Source organism: Serratia sp. Je.1.23.a (assembly GCF_051129805.1).
GTDB classification, from domain to species: Bacteria; Pseudomonadota; Gammaproteobacteria; order Enterobacterales; family Enterobacteriaceae; genus Serratia; species Serratia liquefaciens.
This window is the reverse complement of sequence record NZ_JBCPSR010000001.1, coordinates 1,307,803-1,331,715: the sequence shown is the minus strand read 5'-3', so window position 1 is coordinate 1,331,715 and position 23,913 is coordinate 1,307,803. Positions and strand designations below refer to the sequence as shown.

Genomic DNA, 23,913 nt, shown 5'->3' with positions numbered 1-23,913 from the left:
CCGGGTGCGTTTTCGCTTAATTGAAAAGGGATGTGAACAGGGAAAAAGTAGCGCACCGGATCCGATGCGCTACTGAGGTCAAATCAGGCCGTAAATCAGCGCCGACAGCGCTATCAGGCCCATCACCAGGACAAAGACGTTACTCAGCGCACGATAGCGGCGCATCGCGGGCACTGCACGCACAGCGTACATCGGCAGAATAAACAGGATCGCTGCAATCAGCGGACCGCTGATGGTTTCGATAATGTGCAGCGCACTTGGGTTCCACACCGTCGCCGCCCAGGTCAGCAGGAACAGCGATATCGCAGAAATCCGGTGCGTAATTCGCGAGCTCAAGGGTTTGCCAACCGCTCGCGTCAGGCCGTCGATCAGGCTGGTTGCCCCTTCAGTCACGCCCAGGGAAGTGCCGAGATAAGACTTGGCCATCGCCAGCATCGCCATCATTGGGCCAAGGTAGGCGATCAGCGGGTTGGAGAATTTGTTCGCCAGCGTGGTCAGCACGGTGATGTTTTGATCTTTCGCCTGCTGCATATCCTCATGAGACAGGCTCAGTACGCAGCTAAAGACAAAGAACAAGACGGTGACGCAGATCAGCACATAGCTGTAGCGCATGATACGCGCGCAGCGGCGTTCGGCCTTCTCACCGTACAGGCTCTTTTGCGTGGAGGCGAAGGACGAAATAATCGGCGCATGGCTGAAAGAAAACACCATCACCGGCACCGCCAGCCACAGTGAATGCCACAGGTCCGGGCTGCTGAACTGGGTGTTGGCCAGGCCGCTGACAAAGTTTGCCGTTTGCCAGGTGGGTACCAGATACAGCGAGATACCCATCAAAAACACCAGCAGCGGGAACACCAACATGCCCATCGCCGAAACGATAGCGTCTTTGCCGCGCAGCAACACCAGGTTCAGAACCACCACTACCGCCAGGCTCAGCCAGACACGCGGTAGCGGCGCCAGGTGAAACTGATGGATCAGGAAGCTGTCCAGCGCATTGGTGATCGAGATGCTGTACACAAGCACGATCGGGAAGAACGCCATCAGATACAGCACCATGATGATTTTGCCGGCCAGCACGCCAAAGTGCTCCACCACCACATCATGGATATTGCCGTCACGGCTGGAGCCTGACAGCACAAAGCGGCTCAATGCGCGGTGCGGTAAATAAGTCAGCGGGAAAGCGAACAACGCCATCAACAACAGGACCAGCGGGCCATTCAGACCTGCATTGATCGGCAGGAACAGGGTTCCTGCGCCGACAGCGGTGGCATAGAGCCCAAACATCCACACGGTATCGGTTTTATTCCATTTGGCAGCCTGGGTGGTTGCCAGCGTGCCTGAATCGGGAGAAATAGTACTCATAAGAAAGCTTACCTTACTCTTCAGCGACAACGATTGCGCTCAACGGGATATCCTTCTCCGCGAATTTTTAATATTAATCAGTGGATTAACGCAGTATTTCACTCTTGTTCCTGCTAAAAGGACGGCAAAGGATAATGAAAAATGCGGCTCTGGTCTATGTTTTATCGGCTGACAGAGTGATTTACGAGCAGAAAATGCTGCCAAAATCAGCACGCCCGGCCAAAAGAAAAGGGCCTCGAACGAGGCCCTTTCAGATTTACTTGTTGGCGTCCGGATGTTCCGGCACGGCGGCACTGCCCATCTCCTTCTCATCGCGGATCATCGAGCGGTCTTTACGCACGCTGGCCACGTCTGAGGCGTCGATTGGCTTGGCGCTGTTGCCCCAGCTTGAACGGATGAAGTTGACCACATCCGCTACCTGCTGGTCGTTCAGACGCCAGCCGAACGGCGGCATGGTGATGTTGGAAACCGCCCCTTTCACCGCCGGCGTGGTGTTACCTGTCAGCACGATATGAATCAGCGAAGTCGCGTCTTCGGTCTGTACCACCGGATTGCCCTTCAGCGCCGGGAAGGCGCGTTTATAGCCGACGCCATCGGTGCGGTGGCAGGCCGCGCAGTTATCGACGTACAGCGCCGCTCCGGGCTTGCTGTCGTTACCGCGCCACAGATCCTTGGCGACGCTGTCTTCGACCGGTGCCGCCTGCTGCTTGCCGTCTTTCGGCGGTAGCGTTTTCAGATAGCGCGAGATCGCCGTCAGATCCTCATCGCTGAGATACTGCAGGCTGTGCTCCACCACGTCGCTCATGCCACCAAACACGATAGACTTATCGTTGCGTCCGGTTTTCAGGAACTCCGTCAGTTCGGCTTCGCTCCAGGTCCCCAACCCATCCTTGTTGTCACCGCGCAGGCTGGAAGCCACCCAACCGTCGATCGGCGCATTGCTGCCGGACAGATAGGTGTCGCCGTCGTTATTGCTCAGCGCTTTTTCCTGCATGGTAAGGCTACGTGGCGTATGGCAGGCGCCACAGTGACCCAGCCCTTCCACCAGATAGCGACCGCGTTCAATCACCGGATCCGCCTTGGTGTCAGCCACAAAGTCGGCCGGTGAAGGCGCAAACATGCCGCGCCAGATGCTCAACGGCCAACGCATCGACAGCGGCCAAGGAATGTCGGAATCCTTGTTGGCCTGCTCCACCGGTTGCACACCGTGCATGAAATAGGCGTACATGGCGCGCATGTCATCCTCTTTCACCAAGGCAAACGACGGATACGGCATCGCCGGGTACAGGGTGCTGCCGTTTTTGGCGACGCCTTTGCGTACCGCATTGTCGAAGTCTTCGAAGCTGTAATCACCGATACCGGTTTTCTTGTCCGGCGAAATATTGGTGGAGTAGATGGTGCCGATCGGCGTTTCCATCGCCAGACCGCCTGCAAACTCTTTACCGCTTTTGCCGTTAGTGTGGCAGGCCACGCAGTCACCGGCGCGCGCCAAATACTCGCCGCGTTTGATCAGCTCGCTGCTGACCGTGGCGTCCTGCGCCCATACGGAAAAACTCAGTGCACTGAGAACCAGTGCGGGAACAAATGCTTTCATCAGTCGCCGTCCTTATGCCTGCACCAAAGGGCCTGGGTTTTTCAGATACTGCTCGCGAATGGCGCGGGCAGACCAGTAAGCCAACGCGGCCACGGTGCCGGTCGGGTTGTAACCCAGCCCCTGAGGGAAGGCCGACGCGCCGATCGAGAATACGTTATGCACGTCCCAGCTTTGCAGATAGCGGTTCACCGCGCTGGTTTTCGGATCTTCCCCCATCACCGCCCCGCCGTTCATATGGGTGGTCTGGTAGCTGGTGGTATCAAAGTGGCTATTGGCGTTTTTCGGGCTGCCGGCGATCAGTTTAGGGTTCATGGCCTTGGCGATAGGTGCCATTTTGTCGTACATGAACTGCGACATCTTGACGTCATTTTCCTGCCAGTCGAACGTCATGCGCAGCAAGGGCTGGCCGAAGACGTTCTTGTAGTTGGGATCGAGGTCCAGATAGTTGCTGCGGTACGACTGATGCGCACCGTGCGCATCCATCGATACATGGTGGGTATAAGCATCGGCCACTGCCGCTTTCCACTTGCTACCCCAGGCTGGCGTTCCTGGCGGCGTTGGCAAGCCGGAAATAGGCTTGGTCCCCGCCTGGTTGACCCAGAACGGCGAACCGCCGACGAAGCCTACTTTAGCATGATCAAAGTTATCGGCGTTGAAGTCGTCAACACCGACACCGTTACCGCCGGCGCCGATGAACGGGTTGGTGTATACGTCCTTGTCGAAGAACGCCTTGATGGTGGTCATGTTCTGATAGGCGAAGTTACGCCCTACCACACCTTCGCCGGTCACCGGATCGTAAGGTTTACCGATGCCGGACAGCAGCATCAGATGCACGTTGTGGAACTGGAACGCCCCCAGGATCACCAACTCCGCCGGCTGCTCGACTTCACGACCCTGCGCGTCAATGTAATTCACCCCGGTCGCACGGGATTTATCGGCGGTCAGATTCACTTTCAACACGTTAGCGTTGGTGCGCAGCTCAAAGCGTTTTTCCATACGCAGCGCCGGCAGAATGTTGACGTTCGGCGAAGCCTTGGAATACATGTAGCAGGCATAACCGCTGCAGAAACCGCAGAAGTTGCACGGCCCCATCTGCGCACCGTACGGGTTGGTATAGGAATCGGAGGTGTTGGCGGAAGGCAGGTTATACGGGTGATAACCTACTTCCAGCGCTGCCTTCTCGAACAGCTGGGCAGAGAAGGTATTTTTCTGCGCCGGCAGCGGGAAGTCGTCCGAACGGTCACCCGCGAACGGGTTGCCGCCCTTTTGACCCACTTTCTGGCCTTTGATGGTCCAGGCGGTACCGGAAGTACCGAATACTTTTTCGGCCTTATCGAAGAATGGCTCCAGCTCGGCGTAGCTCACGCCGAAATCCTGGATGGTCATGTCTTTCGGGATAAAGCTCTTGCCGTAGCGCTCTTCGTAATGGCTGCGCATACGCAATTCAATAGGATCGACCCGGAAATGGACGCCGGACCAGTGCAGGCCCGCGCCGCCCACGCCGGTACCCGGCAGGAACGCCGCCAACTGGCGGTAAGGCACCGCAGTCTGGCTGGTATTGTGACGAATGGTCACGGTGCTTTTCGACAGATCCTGGAACAGCTTGCGGCGGATGTTATAGGTCAGTTCGTCGATCACCTGCGGATAGGAACCGTCCGGATAGGTATCGCGCATCGGGCCACGCTCCAGCGCCACCACGTTCAGGCCCGCTTCGGTCAGCTCTTTGGCCATAATCGCACCCACCCAACCGAAACCGACGATCACCGCGTCTACTTTTTTCATTACCGTTGCCATTGTTACCCCCTATCCCCACGAATCGAGACCGGAGGTAAGGGATAACGTTCCCCTCGCTCAACCCAGTCCATAAAGTCGGCGCGCGCGCCCGGAAAATTAATCAGCTTCCAGCCGACCATGTCTTTATTGCCGCCATGGATCGGGTCGCTGAAGAAACCTTCGCGGGTGTTTTGCAGCAGGTAGGAGAAGAACAATTTTGCCGGCAACTGCGAGAATTCCGCCTCTCCGGACTCGAACTTCTGCAACAGCGCATCCTGCTGTGCAGCGTCAAGTTCAGCAAAGGGTTTACCGGCGGTTTTCTTGCAGTAGGCATCAGCATCTGCGATGCCAAGGTTATAGATCTGTTTTGGCACCAACGGCAGTTGATAACCCATTTCTTTCGGTGCATCCGGGTTAAACGGTCCCTGCATGTACCAAATAGAACCGGTGGCGTACGGGGTATTCATTTGACGATCGATAAACTCCGGCACGCCAGCCTCCAGCGCACCGGGGCCGCGATCATCCGCCGGGATCAGTCGCGCCGAAGCGGCTTTAACGAAGGCCCACTCTTCCGGCGTAAAGAAAGTCGGTTGGTAATCTGGCTGTTTTGAGGTGTCTGTTGCCGCAACCGCCGGGATTGGAGCTGTCAGCGCACTCACGCCACTGCCGCCAATCACTGCTGCGGGAATTAAAGTCATCGATTTCAACAGGAAATCGCGCCGTGAATTGTTAGTTTTATCGTCCGACATATCACATTCCATCCAAAGATAATCACAACTATTTAACCTCAACCTTGCGGTCGATGCGGGTTTTAAACACAAATTGTTACTTATTTGTATATTTATTGAAGACCAAAATGTGAACAAAAGCCAAAATGTTACCGGTAACTTATTGAATAAACGTAAAGATTTGATGGGTAATGTAAAGTTAACGATTCGTGCGGTTTTTTAGGTAACAGGATGGGAAATAACGAAAAATGAGAGATGTGTCGCGAATTTAGCGTAAGCCAATAAAAAACCGGCTGCTGACGCGGCCGGTTTTACGAAAAAATCTTGGCTAGGGTGACATCGCTTGGTAGGCGGTGGTCACTTTCCAGAGATAGCGTGGCGCCTGCGGGGCAGGATGCTTTTTCTGGATGTGTTGATAAAACTCATCCGGGCTCATTTGGTTGATGCGGTTCACCGCCACACGCTTGTCCGATGAGAAAGTGCGTAGCATAGCGCCCGCCCCATTCACGTAGGAAACGATGGTGGCGTAACGCAACGTCTGTGGGTTGTTGATCCCGGCTAGCTGCTGGCTTTGAAGAATATTGATATAGGCCGTTCCCAGATCAATATTGACCGCCGGATCCTTCAACTCACGCGAGCTTGGTTGCCCGCTTCTTCCTTTTAAACGATAGGCATCACGCCCGGCGGTTGAAGGCTTCAGCTGCATTAATCCCACTGCGTTCGAGGTGCTGACTGCGTTCGGGTTAAACCCGGACTCCACCTGAATAATCGCTTTAATCAGCGTTTCGTCAACGCCATAGCTGCTGGCTGCCTGACGAATGTAATCGTTGTAGGCTATCGGTGTCCCCGTGCGGTTAACCGGTGCCTGCGGGGGGGTCTTTAACCAACCGCCACGCGATGTGCCACTGCCTGAATTATTAGTTGCTGTTTGCGGGTCTTTGGCGCACCCCGACAAAAGCAAAATTGCCGTCAGGCAACCTATTTTTGTTTTCACAGAATCCCTCACTCCTTTCAATGAGTTGCGTAGCATATACAACTTGTAAGGACGCCTGTACGGTTTTTTTGGTCTATTCTCAAGCTACTCGTATACCAAGAGGTGATTTATGAGTCAATCTGCAACGACGTGTTTTGTGGTCACTTTTCGCTATCAGGAAGAAGGATTAGCTGATTTAGCCAAGCTGACAGGACAATTAACCCTGCAGGGATTTGTCACGTCAGTGGCCGACGAAAATGGCGTTCCGCACGAGCTGGGCAGCAACAGTTTTGCGTTAATAACCCCACTGGATCAAGAGGATGTACGGCAATTGGCCCAGAAGCTTGGTCAGGTGGCCTTGAGCAAGGCGCCGGAGGTCGACATCGTCACCTATGAGGACTACGTAAAGCGGTTACATACTGATACATAAAATGCTATAACTCACTGCTGGGTATTATTTCGCTTCGCTGTGGAAATAACCGGCAGTTTGCCTGCAGGTGACGCTTGACTTTGCTCTAATTGATATTGATAATCATTTTCATTTGAGCCAGGAGATGTCACCATGTTTTTGAAACAACGCGCTTTTCCCCGCCTATCCCTCGTTAAGAACAGGGCCTACTTCCGCCCTTTCGCCCTGCTGTGTCTGTTGTTGACCGCCAGCCTTGCCAGCCATGCCGAGTTGGCGGAAAAGAAGCTGCGCGTGGTGACCACTTTCACCATTATTCAGGACATTGCCCAGAACGTAGCCGGTGACGCCGCCGTAGTGGAGTCGATCACCAAACCGGGTGCAGAGATCCATGATTACCAGCCTACACCACGCGACATCGTCAAAGCGCAGCACGCCGACCTGATCCTGTGGAACGGTATGAATCTGGAACGCTGGTTCCAACGCTTCTTCGAGAACATTAAACAGGTGCCTGCGGCCGTGGTCACCGAGGGCATCACCCCGCTGCCGATCCGCGAAGGGCCTTATAACGGCAACCCGAATCCACATGCCTGGATGTCTGCCAGCAATGCGCAGGTGTACATCGAAAATATCCGCAAAGCGCTGGTGCAGTACGACCCGGCCAATGCAGAAACTTACAATCGCAATGCTAAAACCTACGCTGCCAAAATTGCCGCGCTGGATGCCCCGCTGCGCGAACGCCTGTCTCGCATTCCGGAAGCCCAGCGTTGGCTGGTGACCAGCGAGGGCGCCTTCATCTATCTGGCCAAAGACTATCAGTTGAAAGAAGTTTATCTGTGGCCGATCAACGCCGATGAACAAGGTTCACCGCAGCAGGTTCGCCGGGTGATTGACGCCGTGCGTGCCAACCACATCCCGGTGGTGTTCAGCGAAAGCACTATTTCAGACAAACCGGCCAAGCAGGTCGCGAAAGAAACCGGCGCAAAATACGGCGGCGTGCTCTATGTCGACTCTCTGTCCACCCAGGATGGCCCGGTACCGACCTATATCGACCTGCTCAACGTCACCGTACAAACCATTGCCAAAGGATTTGATCAATGACAAGTGAGGTTTTTGTCCGCCCTGAGTTGAGCGTGGACGACGTTACCGTGACCTACAACAACGGCCATACCGCGATCCACAACGCCAGCTTTACCCTGAGCGGCGGTGCCATCTGCGCCCTGGTTGGCGTCAACGGCAGCGGTAAATCGACCTTGTTCAAAAGCATTATGGGCCTGGTGCGGCCCACCACGGGCCGCGTACAGCTCAACGAGCAGCCAGTCGCGCAGGCATTGAAGAAAAACGTTATTGCTTACGTGCCGCAAACCGAGGACGTTGACTGGAATTTCCCAGTGCTGGTGGAAGATGTCGTCATGATGGGCCGTTACGGCAAGATGAACTTCCTGCGTATTCCTTCAAAAGAAGACCGGCTGCGAGTGGACAAGGCGCTGGAGCGCGTTGGGCTGAGTGAGCTGCGTACTCGCCAGATCGGCGAGCTTTCCGGCGGGCAGAAAAAACGCGTCTTTCTGGCGCGGGCACTGGCGCAACAAGGCAGCGTTCTGCTGCTGGACGAGCCTTTCACCGGGGTCGACGTCAAAACCGAGAACGCCATTATCGATCTGCTGCGCGCACTGCGTGATGAAGGCCACCTGATCCTGGTTTCAACCCATAACCTGGGGAGCGTACCGGAATTTTGCGATCGGGTGATCCTGATTAACCGCACGGTGCTGGCTGCCGGCCCAACAGAAACCACCTTTACCCAAAGCAACCTGGAACAGGCGTTTGGCGGCGTACTGCGCCATATCAATCTGTCAGGCCCGGATCTGCACGACGACAACGATCCGCGCACGGTCACGGTATTGACCGATGACGAGCGGCCAGCGGTGTTCTACGGCCATACCAAGAGCGATCCGCCGGCGCAAAGCCAGCCGAAGGAGAAACAACCCTGATGCTGGAACTTCTGCTGCAACCCTTCAGTTACAACTACATGGTCAAAGCCATTTGGGTCAGCGCCATCGTCGGCGCCGCCTGCGCGTTCCTTTCGGCCTACCTGATGCTAAAGGGCTGGTCGCTGATGGGGGACGCACTGTCGCACTCGGTGGTACCCGGCGTTGCCGGGGCCTATGCGCTAGGCCTGCCCTACGCCGCCGGAGCCTTCTTCACCGGCATGCTGGCCGCGCTGGCAATGACGTTGGTGCGCCACGTGACTCGCCTGCGTGAAGACGCCATTATCGGCTTTATCTTTTCCACCTTTTTCGCCGTAGGCCTGTTGATTGTGTCGCTAAACCCGACGTCGGTTAACGTCCAGTCGATTATCTTCGGCAATATCCTCGGCATCGCCGATGAAGACGTATTGCAGGTCGAGATTATCATCGGCGTTTCGCTACTGATCTTGTGTCTGGTGTGGAAAGACTTACTGGCAGTGTTCTTTGACGAAAACCACGCAGTTTCTATCGGCCTGTCGCCGCTGCGGTTAAAGATCCTGTTCTTCACCTTGCTCAGCGCCTGCACCGTAGCGGCATTGCAAACCGTTGGCGCCATTTTGGTGATCGCCATGGTGATCACGCCGGGGGCTACCGCCTACCTGCTGACAGACCGCTTCAGCCGGTTGGTGATTATCGCCATCGTGATTGGCGCACTAACCAGCGGCCTTGGCGCTTACCTCAGCTTCTTCCTCGACGGGGCTACCGGCGGGGTGATCGTGACTCTGCAAACGCTGGTATTCCTGGCAGCCTTTTTCTTCGCCCCCAAACATGGGCTACTGGCGTCCAAACGCCGCGTGGCACGTGAACAGACCGGAGGCCACTGATGGAAACCCTGTATCAACTGCTCAGCGAGCCCTTCGCCTATCCCTTTATGCAGCGGGCAATCCTGGCCGCCATCGTGACCGGCGTGGTGTGTGCGGTGCTCTCTTGCTATCTGGTGCTCAAAGGCTGGTCGCTGATGGGTGACGCCATCTCGCATGCGGTGCTGCCCGGTATCGTGGTGGCGTTCGTGCTCGGCATTCCGGTGGTGATAGGTGCCTTCTTCTCCGGTATTTTCTGTGCGGTGGCCACCGGTTACCTGAAAGAAAACAGCCGGGTGAAAGAGGACACGGTAATGGGGATCGTTTTCTCCGGCATGTTTGCCTTTGGCCTGGTGCTGTTTTCCCGTATCGATACCGATCAGCACCTCAGCCACATTCTGTTCGGCAATATGCTGGGCATTACCGATGCAGAGCTGAAGCAGACGTTGCTGATGGCTGGCATTACGCTGCTGGTGGTGTTGCTGAAACGCAAAGATTTGATGCTCTACTGTTTTGATCCCAACCATGCCAGGGTGATTGGCCTGCCGGTGAAACTGTTGCACTACGGGCTGCTGTGCCTGCTGGCGCTGACGATTGTCGCCTCATTGCAGGCCGTCGGGGTCATTCTGGTGATTGCGATGTTGATTGCTCCAGGCATCATTGCCTTCATGCTGTGCCGCAGCTTCGACCGCATGCTGATAGTCGCCACGGTGGTGTCTGTGTTCTCCTGCGTACTCGGCACCTTGATCAGCTTCCACATTGACGGTGCCACCGGCCCCTGCATTGTGATAGTCCAGGCCATTCTGTTCGTGTTCGCCCTGCTCTACAGTAAATTTAAACCGTTACAACGTCACGAAAATGGAATGCTCGACGCAAAACCTTGAAACAGGCGGCGGTGCCTAATGGCCCCGCCGCTGCTCATTACGCCTGCTGATAGATATCAGGTCGGACAATATGCCAGACAAAATCCTCGCGGTTTATCGCTTCATAACCCACCTTTTGATACAACCACGGCGCAGTACCGGTCACCAGCATAATCCGCCGCAGCCGCTGCAACACCGGGTGCTCCAGCGTGCAGTCCATCAACCAACGCGCTAACCCTTGTCCCTGGTAGTCCGGGGAGACAAACACATCGCACAGATAGCCAAAAGTGGCGTAATCCGTCACCAGACGCGCAAAACCAATCTGCTGGTGTTGATGGTACAGGCCAAAGCACAGGCTATTGTCGATAGACAACTGCACCGTCGGCAACGAAATGCCGCTCGCCCAGCTTGAAGTGGTCAAAAATGCGTGAGTAAAGGAGAGGTTCAGTTCACTTGTATCGCAGTTGATCCGGTATTCCCCTCGGTGCCACTGCCGGTTTTGCTCCATTGTTGTTCATCTCATTGATAATGATAGTTATCTGAATCCTGCCCCTGCCGTAATAGCTGACGACCTTATAAACATCGCTCTCACGCCGCCAAGTTGCAACAGACGTCGTACTTAAATTAATCAATAGCGTATATACTTTGAGCAAATGCGATGGCGATAAAATCGCCGGTTGTTGGTGCCAGCTGTGCGCCAGGTCGTGTTTTCACAGGGCTAAAGACGCTAACCTAATGAATTCGCAGGCAACACAGAGGGGGTGTACCATGTGGCAAGCCGTTAGCCGTCTGTTAAGTGAACATCTTGGCAGCGCAGAAATCCGCGAAAGGACCGAACTGCCCGGGGGAGAAATCCATCCGGCGTGGCGCGTGAGTTATGGTGACAATCAGGTGTTTGTCAAATGCGACGTTCGCGAACTGTTGCCCATCTTCACCGCCGAAGCCGACCAGTTGGCCTTGCTGGCGCGCAGTAAAACCGTGCGGGTTCCGCAGGTGTACGGCGTAGGCAGCGATCGCGATTACAGCTTCTTGCTGCTGGAATACCAAACCCTGAAACCTTTAGACGCCCATGGCGCTCACTGTCTTGGACAACAGCTGGCCCATTTACACAAGTGGAGCGAACAGCCGCAGTTTGGCCTCGACTTCGACAACGACCTGTCCACCACCCCACAGCCCAACGCCTGGCAGCGCCGCTGGTCAGAGTTTTTTGCCGAACAGCGCATTGGCTGGCAACTGCAGATGGCGGCAGAGAAAGGCATGACCTTTGGGGATATCGATGAGATTGTCGACATCGTGTATGTGCGTTTGCAGCATCATCAGCCGCAACCTTCTCTTCTGCACGGGGATTTGTGGCCGGCCAACTGCGCAATGACCGCCGACGGCCCACTGCTGTTCGATCCGGCCTGCTATTGGGGCGACAGAGAGTGTGATTTGGCCATGCTGCCGCTGTATCCGGAACTGCCGCCGCAGATTTACGACGGCTACCAGAGCGTCTGGCCGTTAGAGAGCGGCTTTATCGAACGTCAGCCGCTGTATCAACTGTATTACCTGCTCAACCGCAGTAACCTGTTCGGCGGGCAGCATCTGGTTCGGGCCCAACGCGCGGTGGAAGCGTTGCTGCATCCAGAGTCCCGATAAAATAAAGGCGCTGAAATCAGCGCCTTTTTAATGAGCAGCCGTTATCAGGCCGCCCCGGCCAGTTGGCCGAGCAGCTTGATCACAAACCAGCCAATCACCGCAATCACCACCGGCAAAATGTACAGCGGGAAGTATTGCAGCAAGATGGTATGGTGCGGCAGCGTAATGCGCTCTTCCAACTGCGCTCGCGTATGCCCTTCGCTGCCTTTAGCCTGTTCGAGGATCATCTGGTCTTCCAGGCCTTCACGGATAAACTTCACCTGACGTGACATACGTGCGCCAGAGGCCTGCAGCGCCAGCCCGACAAAAATCAGAATATAAATGATGATAAACATCAGGTTCGCGCCGCTGAACAGGCTTTTTTCTACGTCCGGTACCGGCGAGTTATACCAGAAGATATTCAGGAACGGGGTGTTAAAGCGCACCATATCTACCATTACGTGAACGAAATCCAGCATTACTGCGTTGATGCCTTTGGTCTTTTCGCTGTGTTGATACACAAACATCAGCAGCGAGATCAGCGTTGACAGTAACGCAGGGATGAAAACCACCCAGCCAAGAATACGTTTTAAAATGGCAATGCGCCCAGCCTGTTGATACGTCATGTGTTCCCCTTGTAAGCGACGTAACCGTAATGGGCTAAGTCTACCTGTAGTTATTGAAACTCGCCCACCGTTTTCTTCAGCACTGCTGTGCTACAAGCGTAGCCGGGATTATCCTAAATCAACAGCTTAACAGCGAGCGCGCGTTGCCGGTAAATAGTTATATAGTTAAATCAAACCGTTTAAACAGGGGCCTTCATGATTCGGCTGATTATCTTATTGCTGGGTGCGCAAGCGCTGCGGGGGCAACGCCGCCTGCTAATGCTGTTCGGCTGGGCGTGGATCGCCGTAGGCGCGCTGATGCTGTTCGATGTACTTCAGGACGGGCGTTCGGTGCTGGCGTTGGATGCGCTGGCGGTACTGCTGGCGCTGGAGGGATTAGTGGCGATTTCCGCCGCACTGGTGATCGGCTCATCCGCCAGTCGCCCGGTGTTACTGAAGGGATTGGGCTTTTTGTTTCTGGCCTTTTTAGTATGGGACGTGCCCGCCGACGACAACATCGTCGCCACGCTGGTGTTTGGCAGTGCGCTACTGCTTGACGGTGCGGTTCGCATTGCTTCTTCTACGGTGATCCAGCACAGCCGCTGGAAACCGGTCGCGCTGGCGGGCAGCGGCGAAATACTGCTTTCGCTGATGATTTTTATTGGCTGGCCGGTGCCGCATCGGATGACGGTTCCTTTTTGTATCGGCGTGATGATCCTGCTTTCCGGCTGGGCACTGCTACGCATTGCCCGCAGGCTGGAAAGCTTCTCGCTAAATCAGAACCCGCAGTTAGCCACTCAGCCGCAAACCAATGACGCTAATCCGCTCAGGGTGTATGTCTGGACACCGACAGGATCGGCAAAAGATGCCCGCAGGCGTTACATCGTCGATCGCTATATCGCGGCGGTGGACGGCAGCGGCAATATATCCACTGGCCATGCCGCCCTGGCGTTGGCACCGGACGTGTATATCAGCCACTATCCGCTTAACGAAATCAGCCAGTCTGCACAAGATTTCCGCCGGCTATTGCACTCCGGCGAACAAAACAACGTCGACGGACGCTTTCTGCCCGATTTGCAACAGGAAGTGGCAGCCTGGTGCCCCCCTGACAAAAGAATACAGTTTCGCCGTTACAACCCGACGGCATTACGCGCCTTCTGGCAGCGTTATCGTCAGGATGCCACTTACAATCTGACTCGTCGCAACTGCTCCACCACGGTTATTCAGGCGCTCGATAGCGCGCTGGAAGGCGTACTGGGCGATAAACATCTGTGGCGGCGTTTCCTGTTGCTGATACTCGATCCCAACCTGTGGATGTTGGCGGTGCTGCGTAGCCGTGGCGAAAGCATGACCTGGACACCGGGGTTGGTGCTTGATTATGCCCGCATGCTGCAACAGGTCACCGAACGCCAGCATCAGCGCTGGTGGCTAAAAGTGCAGGAGATGTGGCGCATCTTGCGTTTCGGCAAGGCTCAGCCACGCAGGCAAAAATTTTAGTCTCAACGCCGGCGATGTTAAAGTGTCGGGCACATTCACCGGCAGGAGTTAACCGATAATGGCCTATTCGCAACGCATTGAAACCGCTATTTTTGATATGGACGGTTTATTGATCGATTCAGAACCGCTGTGGCTACAGGCAGAGCTGGATATCTTTGGCGCACTGGGGCTGGATTTGTCAGACCGCCACAAACTGCCGGATACCCTGGGTCTGCGCATCGATCTGGTGGTGAAGATGTGGTACCAGGCCATGCCGTGGCAAGGGGTGTCGCAAGAAGAAGTCTCTGTACGTATTATCGAGCGCGCCATCGAGCTGGTGCGTGAAAAACGCCCCCTGCTGCCTGGCGTCCAACAGGCGCTTGAGCTGTGCCGCAGCCTGGATCTGAATATTGGCCTGGCCTCCGCCTCACCGCTGCACATGCAACAACAGGTGCTGCAGATGTTTGACCTCGAAGGCTACTTTGATCAACTTGTCTCCGCCGAATACTTGCCTTACAGCAAGCCGCACCCGGAAGTGTACCTGATCGCCGCCGAGCGCCTGGGCAGCGATCCCCTGCGCTGTATAACGCTGGAAGACTCGTTCAACGGCATGATTGCCACCAAGGCCGCGAGGATGCGTTCTATCGTGATCCCTGCGCACGAGTATCGCCATGATGGCCGTTGGGCGCTGGCCGACCACAAGCTCGATTCCCTTGAGCAACTGACCTCCGATCATCTGGCCTGATTTTCACGGCATCGGCTTACTGCCGGTGCCGCCAACCTGACTTCTCCCGTCATTTCGTTGCTTAAGTTCAAAATCTGGCTGCACGTCATAAAATAAATAAAACATTATTTCATTTTTATTGAGTTACTGTAGCGGCCTCATTATGCTGCAGTTCAAGAAAGTCGCCGGACGTTAGGCACAGGCTGTCACTGCCACGCAGCCTTACCCTGTCGTCCGGCGCTTTCCCCCACGCCCATCCCCTTACCGCAGCAAAAGCGTACAGCACTTGACCATTTAAGTAACAAGCCGTTGTAAAACCGGGAAAAATAAACAATTGGTTACAGGGTAACTGCTTCCACTACTGGGAATTTTCCCATATACTGGATAAATTAACAGTTTATCAGCCGGAACAGCAGTATGACCGCGGAAGGACATCTTATTTTTTCTGTCGCTTGCGCGATTTTCGCCAAGAAGGCCGAGGTGACCCCAGAGCTGGCAACGGGCGACTGGTGGCACATCATCCCTGCCGCGCTGTTGACCTCACTGCTGCCCGATATCGATCACCCCAAGTCGGTACTGGGCCAACGTTTGCGCTGGATTGCCATTCCGATATCGCGCGCCTTCGGCCACCGCGGTTTTACCCATAGCCTGCTGGCGATCGCCGGCGGTATGGCGTTGTTTCAGCTTGACGTGCCGCGCAGTTGGCCGATTCCGGCCGACGTCTTGCATGCCATGATCATCGGTTACTTCAGCCATCTGCTGGCGGATATGCTCACTCCCGCCGGCGTCCCCTTACTCTGGCCATGCCGCTGGCGTTTTCGTCTGCCGCTGCTAAATTCTCAGAAAGGCAATCAGCTTGAGCGCGCCCTGTGCCTGTGCCTGGTAGCTTTCGCTATCTATTGGCAGGGCGGATGCACCATCCCAGTGCAGTCTTATTTTGAGCAAATAAAAAATATCAGACTGTGATCACATAAAAGCGGACATTTAATAACCAAAGAGTGCATAAATTAAACAAATTTACGCAATGAGTTATATAAAATTCCATTTGGATATAAGTGAGCCGTTAAGCAAACTGTTACGATATTTAGTATCGCTACGCCATGGTGCATAGCCATTTTCATATAAGAAAAAATTTTGGAGACATTGGGGATGAATTTTCCGCTGGTTATTAACGTGGTGATTTTTGTCGCCCTCCTTTTTCTGTTGGCGCAAAGCCGCCATAAGCAATGGAGCCTGGCGAAAAAGGTACTGGTCGGCCTGGTCATGGGTGTGGTGTTCGGTTTGGCACTGCAGCTGGTGTACGGTTCGGACAATCCGGTACTGAAAGAATCCATCAGCTGGTTCAACATCGTCGGTAACGGCTATGTGCAACTGCTGCAAATGATTGTCATGCCGCTGGTCTTCGCCTCGATTCTGAGCGCGGTCGCCAAGCTGCATAACGCCTCTTCCCTGGGGAAAATCAGCTTCCTGACTATCGGCACCCTGTTGTTCACCACGCTGATTTCGGCGCTGGTGGGCGTGCTGGTAACTAACCTGTTCGGTCTGACCGCTGAAGGCTTGGTGCAGGGGGCGCAGGAAAGTGCGCGTCTGTCCGCAATCCAAAGCAACTATGTGGGCAAACTGGCCGACCTGACCGTACCGCAGATGGTGCTGTCCTTCATTCCTAAAAACCCGTTCGCCGATTTGACCGGTGCCAGCCCTACCTCGATCATCAGCGTGGTAATCTTCGCGACCTTCCTGGGTGTGGCGTCGCTGCAGCTGCTGAAAGACGACAAGCCAAAAGGTGAGCGCGTGCTGGTCGCCATCGACACCCTGCAGGCCTGGGTGATGAAGCTGGTGCGTCTGGTGATGAAACTGACTCCGTATGGCGTTCTGGCGCTGATGACCAAAGTGGTTGCCGGCTCTAACGTTCACGACATCATCAAACTGGGTAGCTTCGTCGTGGCTTCATATCTGGGTCTGGCGATCATGTTTGCGGTGCACGCTGCCCTGCTGGCCTTCACAGGCGTTAATCCGCTGAAGTTCTTCCGCAAGGTATGGCCGGTCATCACTTTCGCCTTTACCAGCCGCTCCAGCGCCGCCAGCATTCCGCTGAACGTTGAAGCGCAGACCCGTCGTCTGGGCATACCGGAATCCATTGCCAGCTTCTCGGCCTCGTTCGGCGCCACCATTGGCCAGAACGGCTGTGCAGGCTTGTACCCAGCGATGCTGGCGGTGATGGTGGCCCCAACCGTCGGGATTAACCCGCTGGACCCGGTGTGGATCGCGACCCTGGTCGGTATCGTCACCATCAGCTCCGCCGGTGTAGCCGGCGTGGGTGGCGGCGCGACTTTCGCTGCGCTGATCGTGCTGCCGGCAATGGGTCTGCCAGTGACGCTGGTTGCCCTGCTGATCTCCGTTGAACCGCTGATCGACATGGGCCGTACCGCACTGAACGTCAACGGCTCTATGGCTGCGGGTACCATCACCAGCCAACTGATGAAGCAAACAGACAAGTCCATTATGGACAGTGAAGACGAAGTGGAACTGGCTCACCAGTAAATCTCGTCGGCAATAAAAAACCGGGGCTTGTTCGCAGCCCCGGTTTTTTTTATATCTGCAATCCACTCAGGGCCGTTCGCCCGCCGCCAGTCGCTGATTGATTTCAGCAATCACATCCGGCAGTTGTGCCAATGTATCAACCACGTAGTGCGCACCGGCGGAATACAGTTTATCGGTTGCCAAAGCGCGCCGCTTGTTAACTTCCGACTCACTCATTTGTTGGTATTCCTGCCAGGTAGCCCCAAACTCGTTACCCGACAGCGCCAGCCCGATGCTCCACATGCCTGCATTCAATCCTTCGCTGATGCCCGGCACTGCATCATCCACTTTCACACAGTGCGCCACCGAATCGATAGCCAGCGTAATCACGTTTTGCAGCGCCATCCACGGGCCTGGACGCCCACCAGCAGCCAAATCGTCAGTCGCAACCCAGTGATCCGGCGCGTAACCTCGCAGCGCCGCTACTGGCGCCAGCACCTCCATCACCGCCCGCGGATAGCCCGAACAGGAACCTATCTTGATGCCCTGCTCACGCAATGCAGCAATCACCTGTGGCACACCCTCAATCGGATCGGCAAAGTCGACCACCTTGGCGATTTGCAACGGCATAAAAGCCTGATACAGCGCGTCAATGTCCTGATGACTCATGGAGCGGCCCAACTGCTGGCGCCAACGCGCATCCACCTCGGGCAATTTGCCCAAAGCCTCAATGTGCTGCCATTTGCCCAACCCCATCGGAATGCGCGCCTCCGCCAGGCTGATGTCGATATCAAAGGTCTGCTTAAAGGCTTCAACAAAAATCTGCGTTGGCGCAAAGGAGCCGAAATCTACCGTGGTGCCGGCCCAGTCGAGTATCACTGCGTTAATCTGACTCATGCTCATCCTCATTGCTTCCAGTACATTGCCTGCCCGACCGCGGCCAGCAAACGTTCGATATCCTGCGGGTAAACTTCGCCGATATTGCCAATGCGGAAGCAGTCGCTCTGCGATACCTTGCCCGGATAGATGACAAAGCCCTGCTGTTTCAGGCGCTGATAGAACTCGGTAAAACGGTAAGTGTCGGCCTTCGGGGAATAGAACGCGGTGATGATCGGCGAGTGCAAATCATCCTCCAACAAGGTTTCGAACCCCAGCGCGCGCATCCCAGCCACCAGCCGCTGCTGGTTTGCCCGGTAACGAGCGTGGCGGGCATCGATCCCCCCTTCTTGCTCCAGCTCGCGCAGCGCCTGAGCAAACGCCAGCACCGTATGCGTCGGCGAGGTAAAGCGCCATTTGCCGGCGTTATCTTCCATACAGCGCCACTGGGCATACAGATCCAACGACAGCGAACGCGAGCGCCCAGCGCACTTATTCAGCTCATTGCGGCGGGCAATAACAAAGGCGAAACCCGGCACGCCCTGAATGCATTTATTTGCCGAGCTGATCAGATAATCAATGCCCAGCGCATCGACATCCAGCGGGATACCGCCGAAACTGCTCATCGCATCCACGATCAGGGTTTTGCCATTTCGCGCCGCCAGACCTGAGACGCGCTGCAGCGGATTCAGCATTCCCGTGGTGGTTTCACAATGCACCATGGCGATATGGCTGATGCCTGCATCGCCTTTCAATACCGCCTCCATCGCCTCAACATCCGGCTCATTCACTTCACCACAGTTGAACGCATAGTGATTGATGTCCATCAACCGGGCCATTTCGATCATCCGCGCACCATAAGCGCCGTTATTGACGATCAGCAATTTGTCCTGCGGCCCCATTACCGTGCCCAATACCGCTTCGACCGCAAAACTGCCGCTGCCTTGCAATAACACCGAGGTGTAGCCCGTTGACCGAGTCGCCAGCGCCTCGAGCTTCTGACGAATGCTCTGCACCACGCCCAGGTTGTAATCTTCATCCCAGGTACAGCTATCGAACAGCATCGCTTCCTTCACCGTTTTTGAGGTGGTCAACGGGCCAGGGGTTAACAGCAAATAATCGTGCTCAGACATTTCATTCACCTAATTGGTCTATACCAGATGAGTATTATACTGACCGCAACCCGGCCTTCGGGTCAAACGCCAACCGCAGGTGAAACAAAAAATTCATCTGCGCATGTATAATGAGCGCGTGCCGTAATGCCATAGCGAGATGAAATGAAAGAACATCTGGGTGAGTTGCCCCACTACCTGCAAATCAAGGAACAGCTACAGGCGCGTATCACTCGCGGCGCGCTGCAGGCGGGCGATAAGCTGCCTTCCGAACGTGAGCTGTGCGCCATTTTCTCTACTACTCGTGTCACCGTACGGGAAAGCCTGGCGCAGTTGGAAGCCACCGGTGCCATCTACCGCGCCGACCGCAGGGGTTGGTTCGTTACGCCGGAAAGGTTGTGGTTGGATCCGACGCAGAACACCAACTTCCACCGGTTATGCCAGGAGCAGGGGCGCACGCCGCGCACTGAGCTGTTGTCCGCCGAAAAAACCGCGGTGCCACTCGACGTAATGCGACCATTAGCGCTGGAGCCAAATGACCCAATTTATCTGCTGCGCCGCGTACGCTATGCCGACGGCCGGGCTATTTGCTATTGCGAGAACCACTGCCTGCCGCAGCGGGTGCCTGAATTGCTCAACCAGGATCTTAACGGCAGCCTGACCGAGATTTATCAGCAACGGTACAATTTGATTTACCACCGGATGCACCTGTCGTTTTACCCTACCGCCCTGCCATACGCCGCCGCCACTGCGTTGGGCGCGATGGTTGGCCTGCCCGCACTGCTGCTACGCCGGTTAAACTACGACCAGCACGGGCGAATTCTCGATTTTGATATCGAATACTGGCGACATGACAGCCTGCGCATTGAGGTCGATACGCTATGATCTCTGCACTGTGCCAAACAAAAAAGGGCGCCGCCGGTGAATGGCTGCGCCCTTGATTTGCTCAACTGGCGGGATCAGTACGGGTAGTCGTGATAGCCCATTTGCTCGGAAATGTTGCGCGCGGCGGTGTGCAGACGTTTGACGTAATCTGCCCTGGCATCTTCAGAGTAACGAATCGACGGGAACGAAATGCTCAGGCCGGCGGTCACTACGCCAAAGCGGTCAAATACCGGCACCGCAATACAGCGCAGCCCTTCTTCTTGCTCTTCGATGTCCTCACCCACACCTTGCTCATGCACTTGATCCAACAGCGACAGCAGCGCCCCGGCATCGGTCAGGGTATTCGGTGTGCTGCGGGTAAATTCAATCTGCGACAGAATTTGCGCCACTTCCGCCCTATCGCGCCACGCCAACAACACTTTACCGATCGCGGTACTGTGCAACGGGTTACGCCGACCGATGCGTGAATACATGCGCAGGTTATATTGCGCGTCGATTTTATGGATATATACAATGCTGTCTTCGTCCAGCGCCCCAAGGTGAATGGCTTCCCGGGTGTGATTCGACAGTTCACGCATTTGAGCATCTGCAATACGAATCAGATCGACGTTCTGCAACGACTTGGCACCCAGTTCAAACAGCTTGAGCGTCAGGGCATATTTTTCCGTTTCCCCTTCCTGCGACACATAGCCCAACGACTTCATGGTCTGAAGAAAACGGTATACGGTACTTTTGGACATCATCACCCGCTGGGAAAGCTCAGTAATGCCAATCTCACGCTCTTCGCCCAGCGCCTGCAAGATACCGAATACCTTCAGCACGGAGGAAACCGCATCCGGTTGTTTATCTGGATCTGCGTTCACCATAGTCAAAATCCTACCCAGCTTTTGTGTTTTAAGAAATTTGAACAAGGGTTTCAGTATACGCGGTACCGCAGAAGCCACGCAATCGGCTGGGCTGAATGCACGCAGGGATCTCATCGGTTATTACAATTGAACGGAAAACTGTGGATGCAATCGCAGACGAACATGATTAGCATGGTAATACTCCCCCGGATTAATACCTTCGAGATCAACATGCGTTCTTGTACCGACGGCCTCCCCGTCCCGCAGCGCTATGGGGCAATCCTCGCCATTGCCCTCGGCATTACCGTTTCCGTGCTCGACGGCGCAATCGCCAACGTGGCCCTGCCGACTATCGCCCGCGATCTGAACGCCAGCCCGGCCAGCTCCATCTGGGTGGTGAACGCCTATCAGTTAGCCATCACCATTTCCCTGTTGTCACTGGCCTCGCTCGGCGATCTGATTGGCTATCGCCGCATCTATCAGGCCGGTTTGCTGGTCTTCAGCGTGACCTCACTGTTTTGTGCGCTGTCCGACTCGCTGACGACACTGACTATTGCTCGCGTGCTTCAGGGGTTTGGCGCCGCCGCCATCATGAGCGTCAACACCGCACTGATCCGCATTATCTATCCGCAACGTTTTCTCGGACGCGGTATGGGCATCAACTCGCTGATTGTCGCCTTTTCTTCGGCCGCCGGGCCCACGGTGGCAGCGGCAATCCTCTCGGTGGCCTCGTGGCAATGGTTGTTTGCCATCAACTTGCCGATCGGCATTGTGGCGTTGCTGCTGGGGATGAAATATCTTCCCGCCAATAGTCAGAAGAGCACCAATCAGCGTTTCGACCCAACCAGTGCGGTGATGAACGCCCTGACTTTCGGGCTGCTGATCACCGCCATCAGTGGCTTTGCCCAGGGCCAGAGCCTGACGTTGATTTTCAGTGAAATCGCCGCGCTGCTGGTCATTGGCTTCTTCTTTGTCCGCCGCCAGCTGCGCCAGGAATTTCCGCTGCTGCCGGTAGACCTGCTGCGTATCCCGATTTTCGCCCTGTCGATGGGCACCTCAATTTGTTCCTTTACCGCACAAATGCTGGCGATGGTCTCGTTACCTTTCTTTCTGCAAGGGACGCTGGGCCGCGATGAGGTCGCCACCGGGCTGTTGCTGACCCCCTGGCCGCTGGCGATTATCGTCATGGCACCATTGGCCGGGCGGCTGGTGGAGCGGATCCACGCCGGATTATTGGGTTGTATCGGCCTGGCGGTGTTTGCATTGGGGTTATTCTTGCTGGCATTGCTGCCGCATAACCCTTCCGATCTGGATATCATTTGGCGCATGGTGCTGTGCGGCGCCGGCTTCGGGCTGTTTCAATCGCCCAATAACCACACCATTATTTCCGCCGCCCCGCGCAACCGCAGCGGCGGCGCCAGCGGCATGTTGGGTACCGCCCGCTTATTGGGGCAGACTTCCGGTGCCGCACTGGTGGCACTGATGTTCAATTTGTTCCCCACTTCCGGTACCCACGCTTCGTTGATTCTGGCCGGTACCTTTGCCACGCTGGCGGCGGCAGTCAGCAGCCTGCGCATTACCCAACCGCGTGCGCAAGCGGTAGAAAACCGTGAGCAAGCCAAATAGCAGGCATAAAAAAACCCCGGCAAGCCGGGGTTTTTTACGTTCTTTGGGTTACTTCAGGTACTGGCCTGAACGCAGCGCTTCGATACGTTTATCGAGCGGCGGGTGAGACATGAAGAGTTCGCTGAACGACTTGGATTTGCCGTTAATGCAAAACGCCATCATGCTGCCTGCTTCCTGCGGTTCATAGCTGGTTTTCAGCCGTTGCAGCGCCGCGATCATCTTCTCGCGGCCCACCAGTTTGGCTGAGCCTGCGTCGGCGTAGAACTCACGGTGACGCGAGAACCACATGGTGATGATGCTGGCCAGGATACCGAACACCAGTTCCAACACCATCGACACGGCAAAATAGATCATCGGATTGCCGTTACCTTCCCCTTCACCGTCACGGTTACCCAGGAAGCCGGCGGCCACCTGCGCAATCAGGCGCGAGATAAAGATCACGAAGGTGTTCACGATACCCTGAATCAGCGTCATGGTGACCATGTCACCGTTAGCGACGTGACTGATTTCATGGGCGATAACCGCCTCCGCTTCGTCACGGCTCATGCTTTGCAGCAGACCGGTACTGACGGCGACCAACGAAGCGTTGCGACGCGCGCCGGTGGCGAAGGCGTTAATGTCCGGTGCGTGATAAATAGCGACCTGCGGCATGGCAATGCCCGCCTGCTGCGACTGACGACGTACCGTTTCCAGCAGCCAGTTTTCGGTTTCGTTACGCGGCTGTTCAATCACTTCCCCGCCAACGGAGCGCAGCGCCATCCATTTGGACATCAGCAGTGAGACAAAAGAACCGCCGAAGCCGAACAGACCGGCCATGATCATCAGGCCCTGAACGCTACTGGATTGGATTCCTGTCAGGCTGAGCACCAGCCCGAAAACCAACATCACCGCCAGGTTGGTGAGCAGGAACAGAGCTATACGCATCATAAAATGTTTACTTCCTCATAAATGTTAACAAAACGCTGCCTTGGATACCCTAGATCGTATGGGCATTCATCACAGTTTCAAGAGTTGCACGCCATTAACCTACTAAAAATACGAAACTTTACAAAAACGGCGCTTCAGCAATACTCCCCAAATTGTAAACGATTGTTGCGTAAAGCG

23 protein-coding genes are annotated in these 23,913 nt (G+C 55.5%); 12 read left to right on the top strand and 11 right to left on the bottom strand.

Going from position 1 to position 23,913, the window contains the following annotated elements; all coding sequences use genetic code 11:
- Positions 1 to 78 precede the first annotated feature (78 nt).
- The 5 genes from AAZT04_RS06435 to AAZT04_RS06415 form a co-directional block, all read right to left on the bottom strand.
- Entirely contained in the window at positions 79 to 1,362 is a 1,284-nt protein-coding gene (locus AAZT04_RS06435; RefSeq protein ID WP_261103155.1) for an HAAAP family serine/threonine permease, read from the bottom strand.
- A gap of 256 nt (positions 1,363 to 1,618) precedes the next feature.
- Complete coding sequence (locus AAZT04_RS06430; protein ID WP_048762668.1) at positions 1,619 to 2,956, bottom strand: c-type cytochrome; 1,338 nt, start codon at positions 2,954 to 2,956, stop codon at positions 1,619 to 1,621.
- A 12-nt stretch (positions 2,957 to 2,968) separates the two neighbouring features.
- Positions 2,969 to 4,750 (bottom strand): GMC family oxidoreductase, encoded by a 1,782-nt coding sequence (locus AAZT04_RS06425; RefSeq protein WP_129940409.1) that lies wholly within the window; start codon positions 4,748 to 4,750, stop codon positions 2,969 to 2,971.
- 2 nt (positions 4,751 to 4,752) lie between these two features.
- Positions 4,753 to 5,478 (bottom strand): gluconate 2-dehydrogenase subunit 3 family protein, encoded by a 726-nt coding sequence (locus tag AAZT04_RS06420; RefSeq protein WP_349525549.1) that lies wholly within the window; start codon positions 5,476 to 5,478, stop codon positions 4,753 to 4,755.
- Positions 5,479 to 5,785: 307 nt separating this feature from the next.
- Entirely contained in the window at positions 5,786 to 6,451 is a 666-nt protein-coding gene (locus AAZT04_RS06415) for a transglycosylase SLT domain-containing protein (protein WP_020826571.1), read from the bottom strand.
- Positions 6,452 to 6,560: 109 nt separating this feature from the next.
- Here AAZT04_RS06415 and ghoS point away from each other — a divergent pair, with 109 nt between their 5' ends.
- The 5 genes from ghoS (at position 6,561) to AAZT04_RS06390 (ending at position 10,544) form a co-directional block, all read left to right on the top strand.
- The gene (gene ghoS, locus AAZT04_RS06410) at positions 6,561 to 6,860 is read left to right on the top strand and encodes a type V toxin-antitoxin system endoribonuclease antitoxin GhoS (protein WP_434679340.1); all 300 of its coding nucleotides are present in this window, start codon (positions 6,561 to 6,563) and stop codon (positions 6,858 to 6,860) included.
- A gap of 132 nt (positions 6,861 to 6,992) precedes the next feature.
- Positions 6,993 to 7,937, top strand: a complete 945-nt coding sequence (locus AAZT04_RS06405) for a metal ABC transporter substrate-binding protein (protein WP_434679338.1) — start codon at positions 6,993 to 6,995, stop codon at positions 7,935 to 7,937.
- Positions 7,934 to 8,824, top strand: coding sequence for a manganese/iron ABC transporter ATP-binding protein (locus tag AAZT04_RS06400; RefSeq protein WP_020826568.1), 891 nt, complete (start codon positions 7,934 to 7,936; stop codon positions 8,822 to 8,824). The genes AAZT04_RS06405 and AAZT04_RS06400 overlap by 4 nt, the downstream gene beginning before the upstream one ends.
- Entirely contained in the window at positions 8,824 to 9,684 is an 861-nt protein-coding gene (gene yfeC / locus AAZT04_RS06395; RefSeq protein WP_046373759.1) for an iron/manganese ABC transporter permease subunit YfeC, read from the top strand. The genes AAZT04_RS06400 and yfeC overlap by 1 nt, the downstream gene beginning before the upstream one ends.
- On the top strand, positions 9,684 to 10,544 hold the full coding sequence (locus tag AAZT04_RS06390) for a metal ABC transporter permease (RefSeq protein WP_020826566.1): 861 nt from the start codon (positions 9,684 to 9,686) through the stop codon (positions 10,542 to 10,544). The genes yfeC and AAZT04_RS06390 overlap by 1 nt, the downstream gene beginning before the upstream one ends.
- A gap of 37 nt (positions 10,545 to 10,581) precedes the next feature.
- Here the strand turns inward: AAZT04_RS06390 and AAZT04_RS06385 are convergent, their stop codons facing one another.
- The gene (locus tag AAZT04_RS06385; protein WP_122079045.1) at positions 10,582 to 11,031 is read right to left on the bottom strand and encodes a GNAT family N-acetyltransferase; all 450 of its coding nucleotides are present in this window, start codon (positions 11,029 to 11,031) and stop codon (positions 10,582 to 10,584) included.
- A 260-nt stretch (positions 11,032 to 11,291) separates the two neighbouring features.
- On the opposite strand from AAZT04_RS06385, the gene AAZT04_RS06380 reads away from it, so the two are divergent.
- Entirely contained in the window at positions 11,292 to 12,161 is an 870-nt protein-coding gene (locus tag AAZT04_RS06380) for a fructosamine kinase family protein (protein ID WP_434679334.1), read from the top strand.
- Between the two features lie 44 nt (positions 12,162 to 12,205).
- Here AAZT04_RS06380 and AAZT04_RS06375 read toward each other — a convergent pair whose 3' ends face one another.
- Positions 12,206 to 12,766, bottom strand: coding sequence for a YniB family protein (locus AAZT04_RS06375; RefSeq protein ID WP_020826563.1), 561 nt, complete (start codon positions 12,764 to 12,766; stop codon positions 12,206 to 12,208).
- A gap of 195 nt (positions 12,767 to 12,961) precedes the next feature.
- Between AAZT04_RS06375 and AAZT04_RS06370 the strand changes: the two genes are divergently transcribed.
- The 4 genes from AAZT04_RS06370 (at position 12,962) to AAZT04_RS06355 (ending at position 17,486) form a co-directional block, all read left to right on the top strand.
- Positions 12,962 to 14,242 carry a protease gene (locus AAZT04_RS06370; RefSeq protein ID WP_434679332.1) on the top strand — a complete coding sequence of 427 codons (1,281 nt, stop codon included), beginning with the start codon at positions 12,962 to 12,964 and terminating at the stop codon, positions 14,240 to 14,242.
- A 58-nt stretch (positions 14,243 to 14,300) separates the two neighbouring features.
- Positions 14,301 to 14,966 carry a hexitol phosphatase HxpB gene (gene hxpB / locus AAZT04_RS06365; RefSeq protein ID WP_258089779.1) on the top strand — a complete coding sequence of 222 codons (666 nt, stop codon included), beginning with the start codon at positions 14,301 to 14,303 and terminating at the stop codon, positions 14,964 to 14,966.
- A 396-nt stretch (positions 14,967 to 15,362) separates the two neighbouring features.
- On the top strand, positions 15,363 to 15,911 hold the full coding sequence (locus AAZT04_RS06360) for a metal-dependent hydrolase (protein WP_020826560.1): 549 nt from the start codon (positions 15,363 to 15,365) through the stop codon (positions 15,909 to 15,911).
- A 183-nt stretch (positions 15,912 to 16,094) separates the two neighbouring features.
- Complete coding sequence (locus tag AAZT04_RS06355) at positions 16,095 to 17,486, top strand: L-cystine transporter (RefSeq protein ID WP_434679329.1); 1,392 nt, start codon at positions 16,095 to 16,097, stop codon at positions 17,484 to 17,486.
- 66 nt (positions 17,487 to 17,552) lie between these two features.
- Here the strand turns inward: AAZT04_RS06355 and phnX are convergent, their stop codons facing one another.
- Both phnX and phnW read right to left on the bottom strand, forming a co-directional pair.
- The gene (gene phnX / locus AAZT04_RS06350) at positions 17,553 to 18,362 is read right to left on the bottom strand and encodes a phosphonoacetaldehyde hydrolase (protein WP_434679327.1); all 810 of its coding nucleotides are present in this window, start codon (positions 18,360 to 18,362) and stop codon (positions 17,553 to 17,555) included.
- A gap of 8 nt (positions 18,363 to 18,370) precedes the next feature.
- Positions 18,371 to 19,474: a 2-aminoethylphosphonate--pyruvate transaminase gene (gene phnW / locus AAZT04_RS06345; RefSeq protein ID WP_434679325.1), complete on the bottom strand. Its 1,104-nt coding sequence runs from the start codon at positions 19,472 to 19,474 to the stop codon at positions 18,371 to 18,373.
- A gap of 144 nt (positions 19,475 to 19,618) precedes the next feature.
- Here phnW and phnR point away from each other — a divergent pair, with 144 nt between their 5' ends.
- Positions 19,619 to 20,338, top strand: a complete 720-nt coding sequence (phnR, locus tag AAZT04_RS06340) for a phosphonate utilization transcriptional regulator PhnR (protein WP_122079031.1) — start codon at positions 19,619 to 19,621, stop codon at positions 20,336 to 20,338.
- A gap of 74 nt (positions 20,339 to 20,412) precedes the next feature.
- Here phnR and kdgR read toward each other — a convergent pair whose 3' ends face one another.
- Positions 20,413 to 21,204 carry a DNA-binding transcriptional regulator KdgR gene (gene kdgR, locus AAZT04_RS06335; RefSeq protein ID WP_434679323.1) on the bottom strand — a complete coding sequence of 264 codons (792 nt, stop codon included), beginning with the start codon at positions 21,202 to 21,204 and terminating at the stop codon, positions 20,413 to 20,415.
- A 210-nt stretch (positions 21,205 to 21,414) separates the two neighbouring features.
- Between kdgR and AAZT04_RS06330 the strand changes: the two genes are divergently transcribed.
- A complete protein-coding gene (locus tag AAZT04_RS06330; protein ID WP_115061032.1) occupies positions 21,415 to 22,809 on the top strand; it encodes an MFS transporter in 1,395 nt (464 codons plus the stop codon).
- A gap of 48 nt (positions 22,810 to 22,857) precedes the next feature.
- Here the strand turns inward: AAZT04_RS06330 and htpX are convergent, their stop codons facing one another.
- Complete coding sequence (gene htpX / locus AAZT04_RS06325; RefSeq protein WP_020826553.1) at positions 22,858 to 23,736, bottom strand: protease HtpX; 879 nt, start codon at positions 23,734 to 23,736, stop codon at positions 22,858 to 22,860.
- Positions 23,737 to 23,913: the final 177 nt, after the last annotated feature.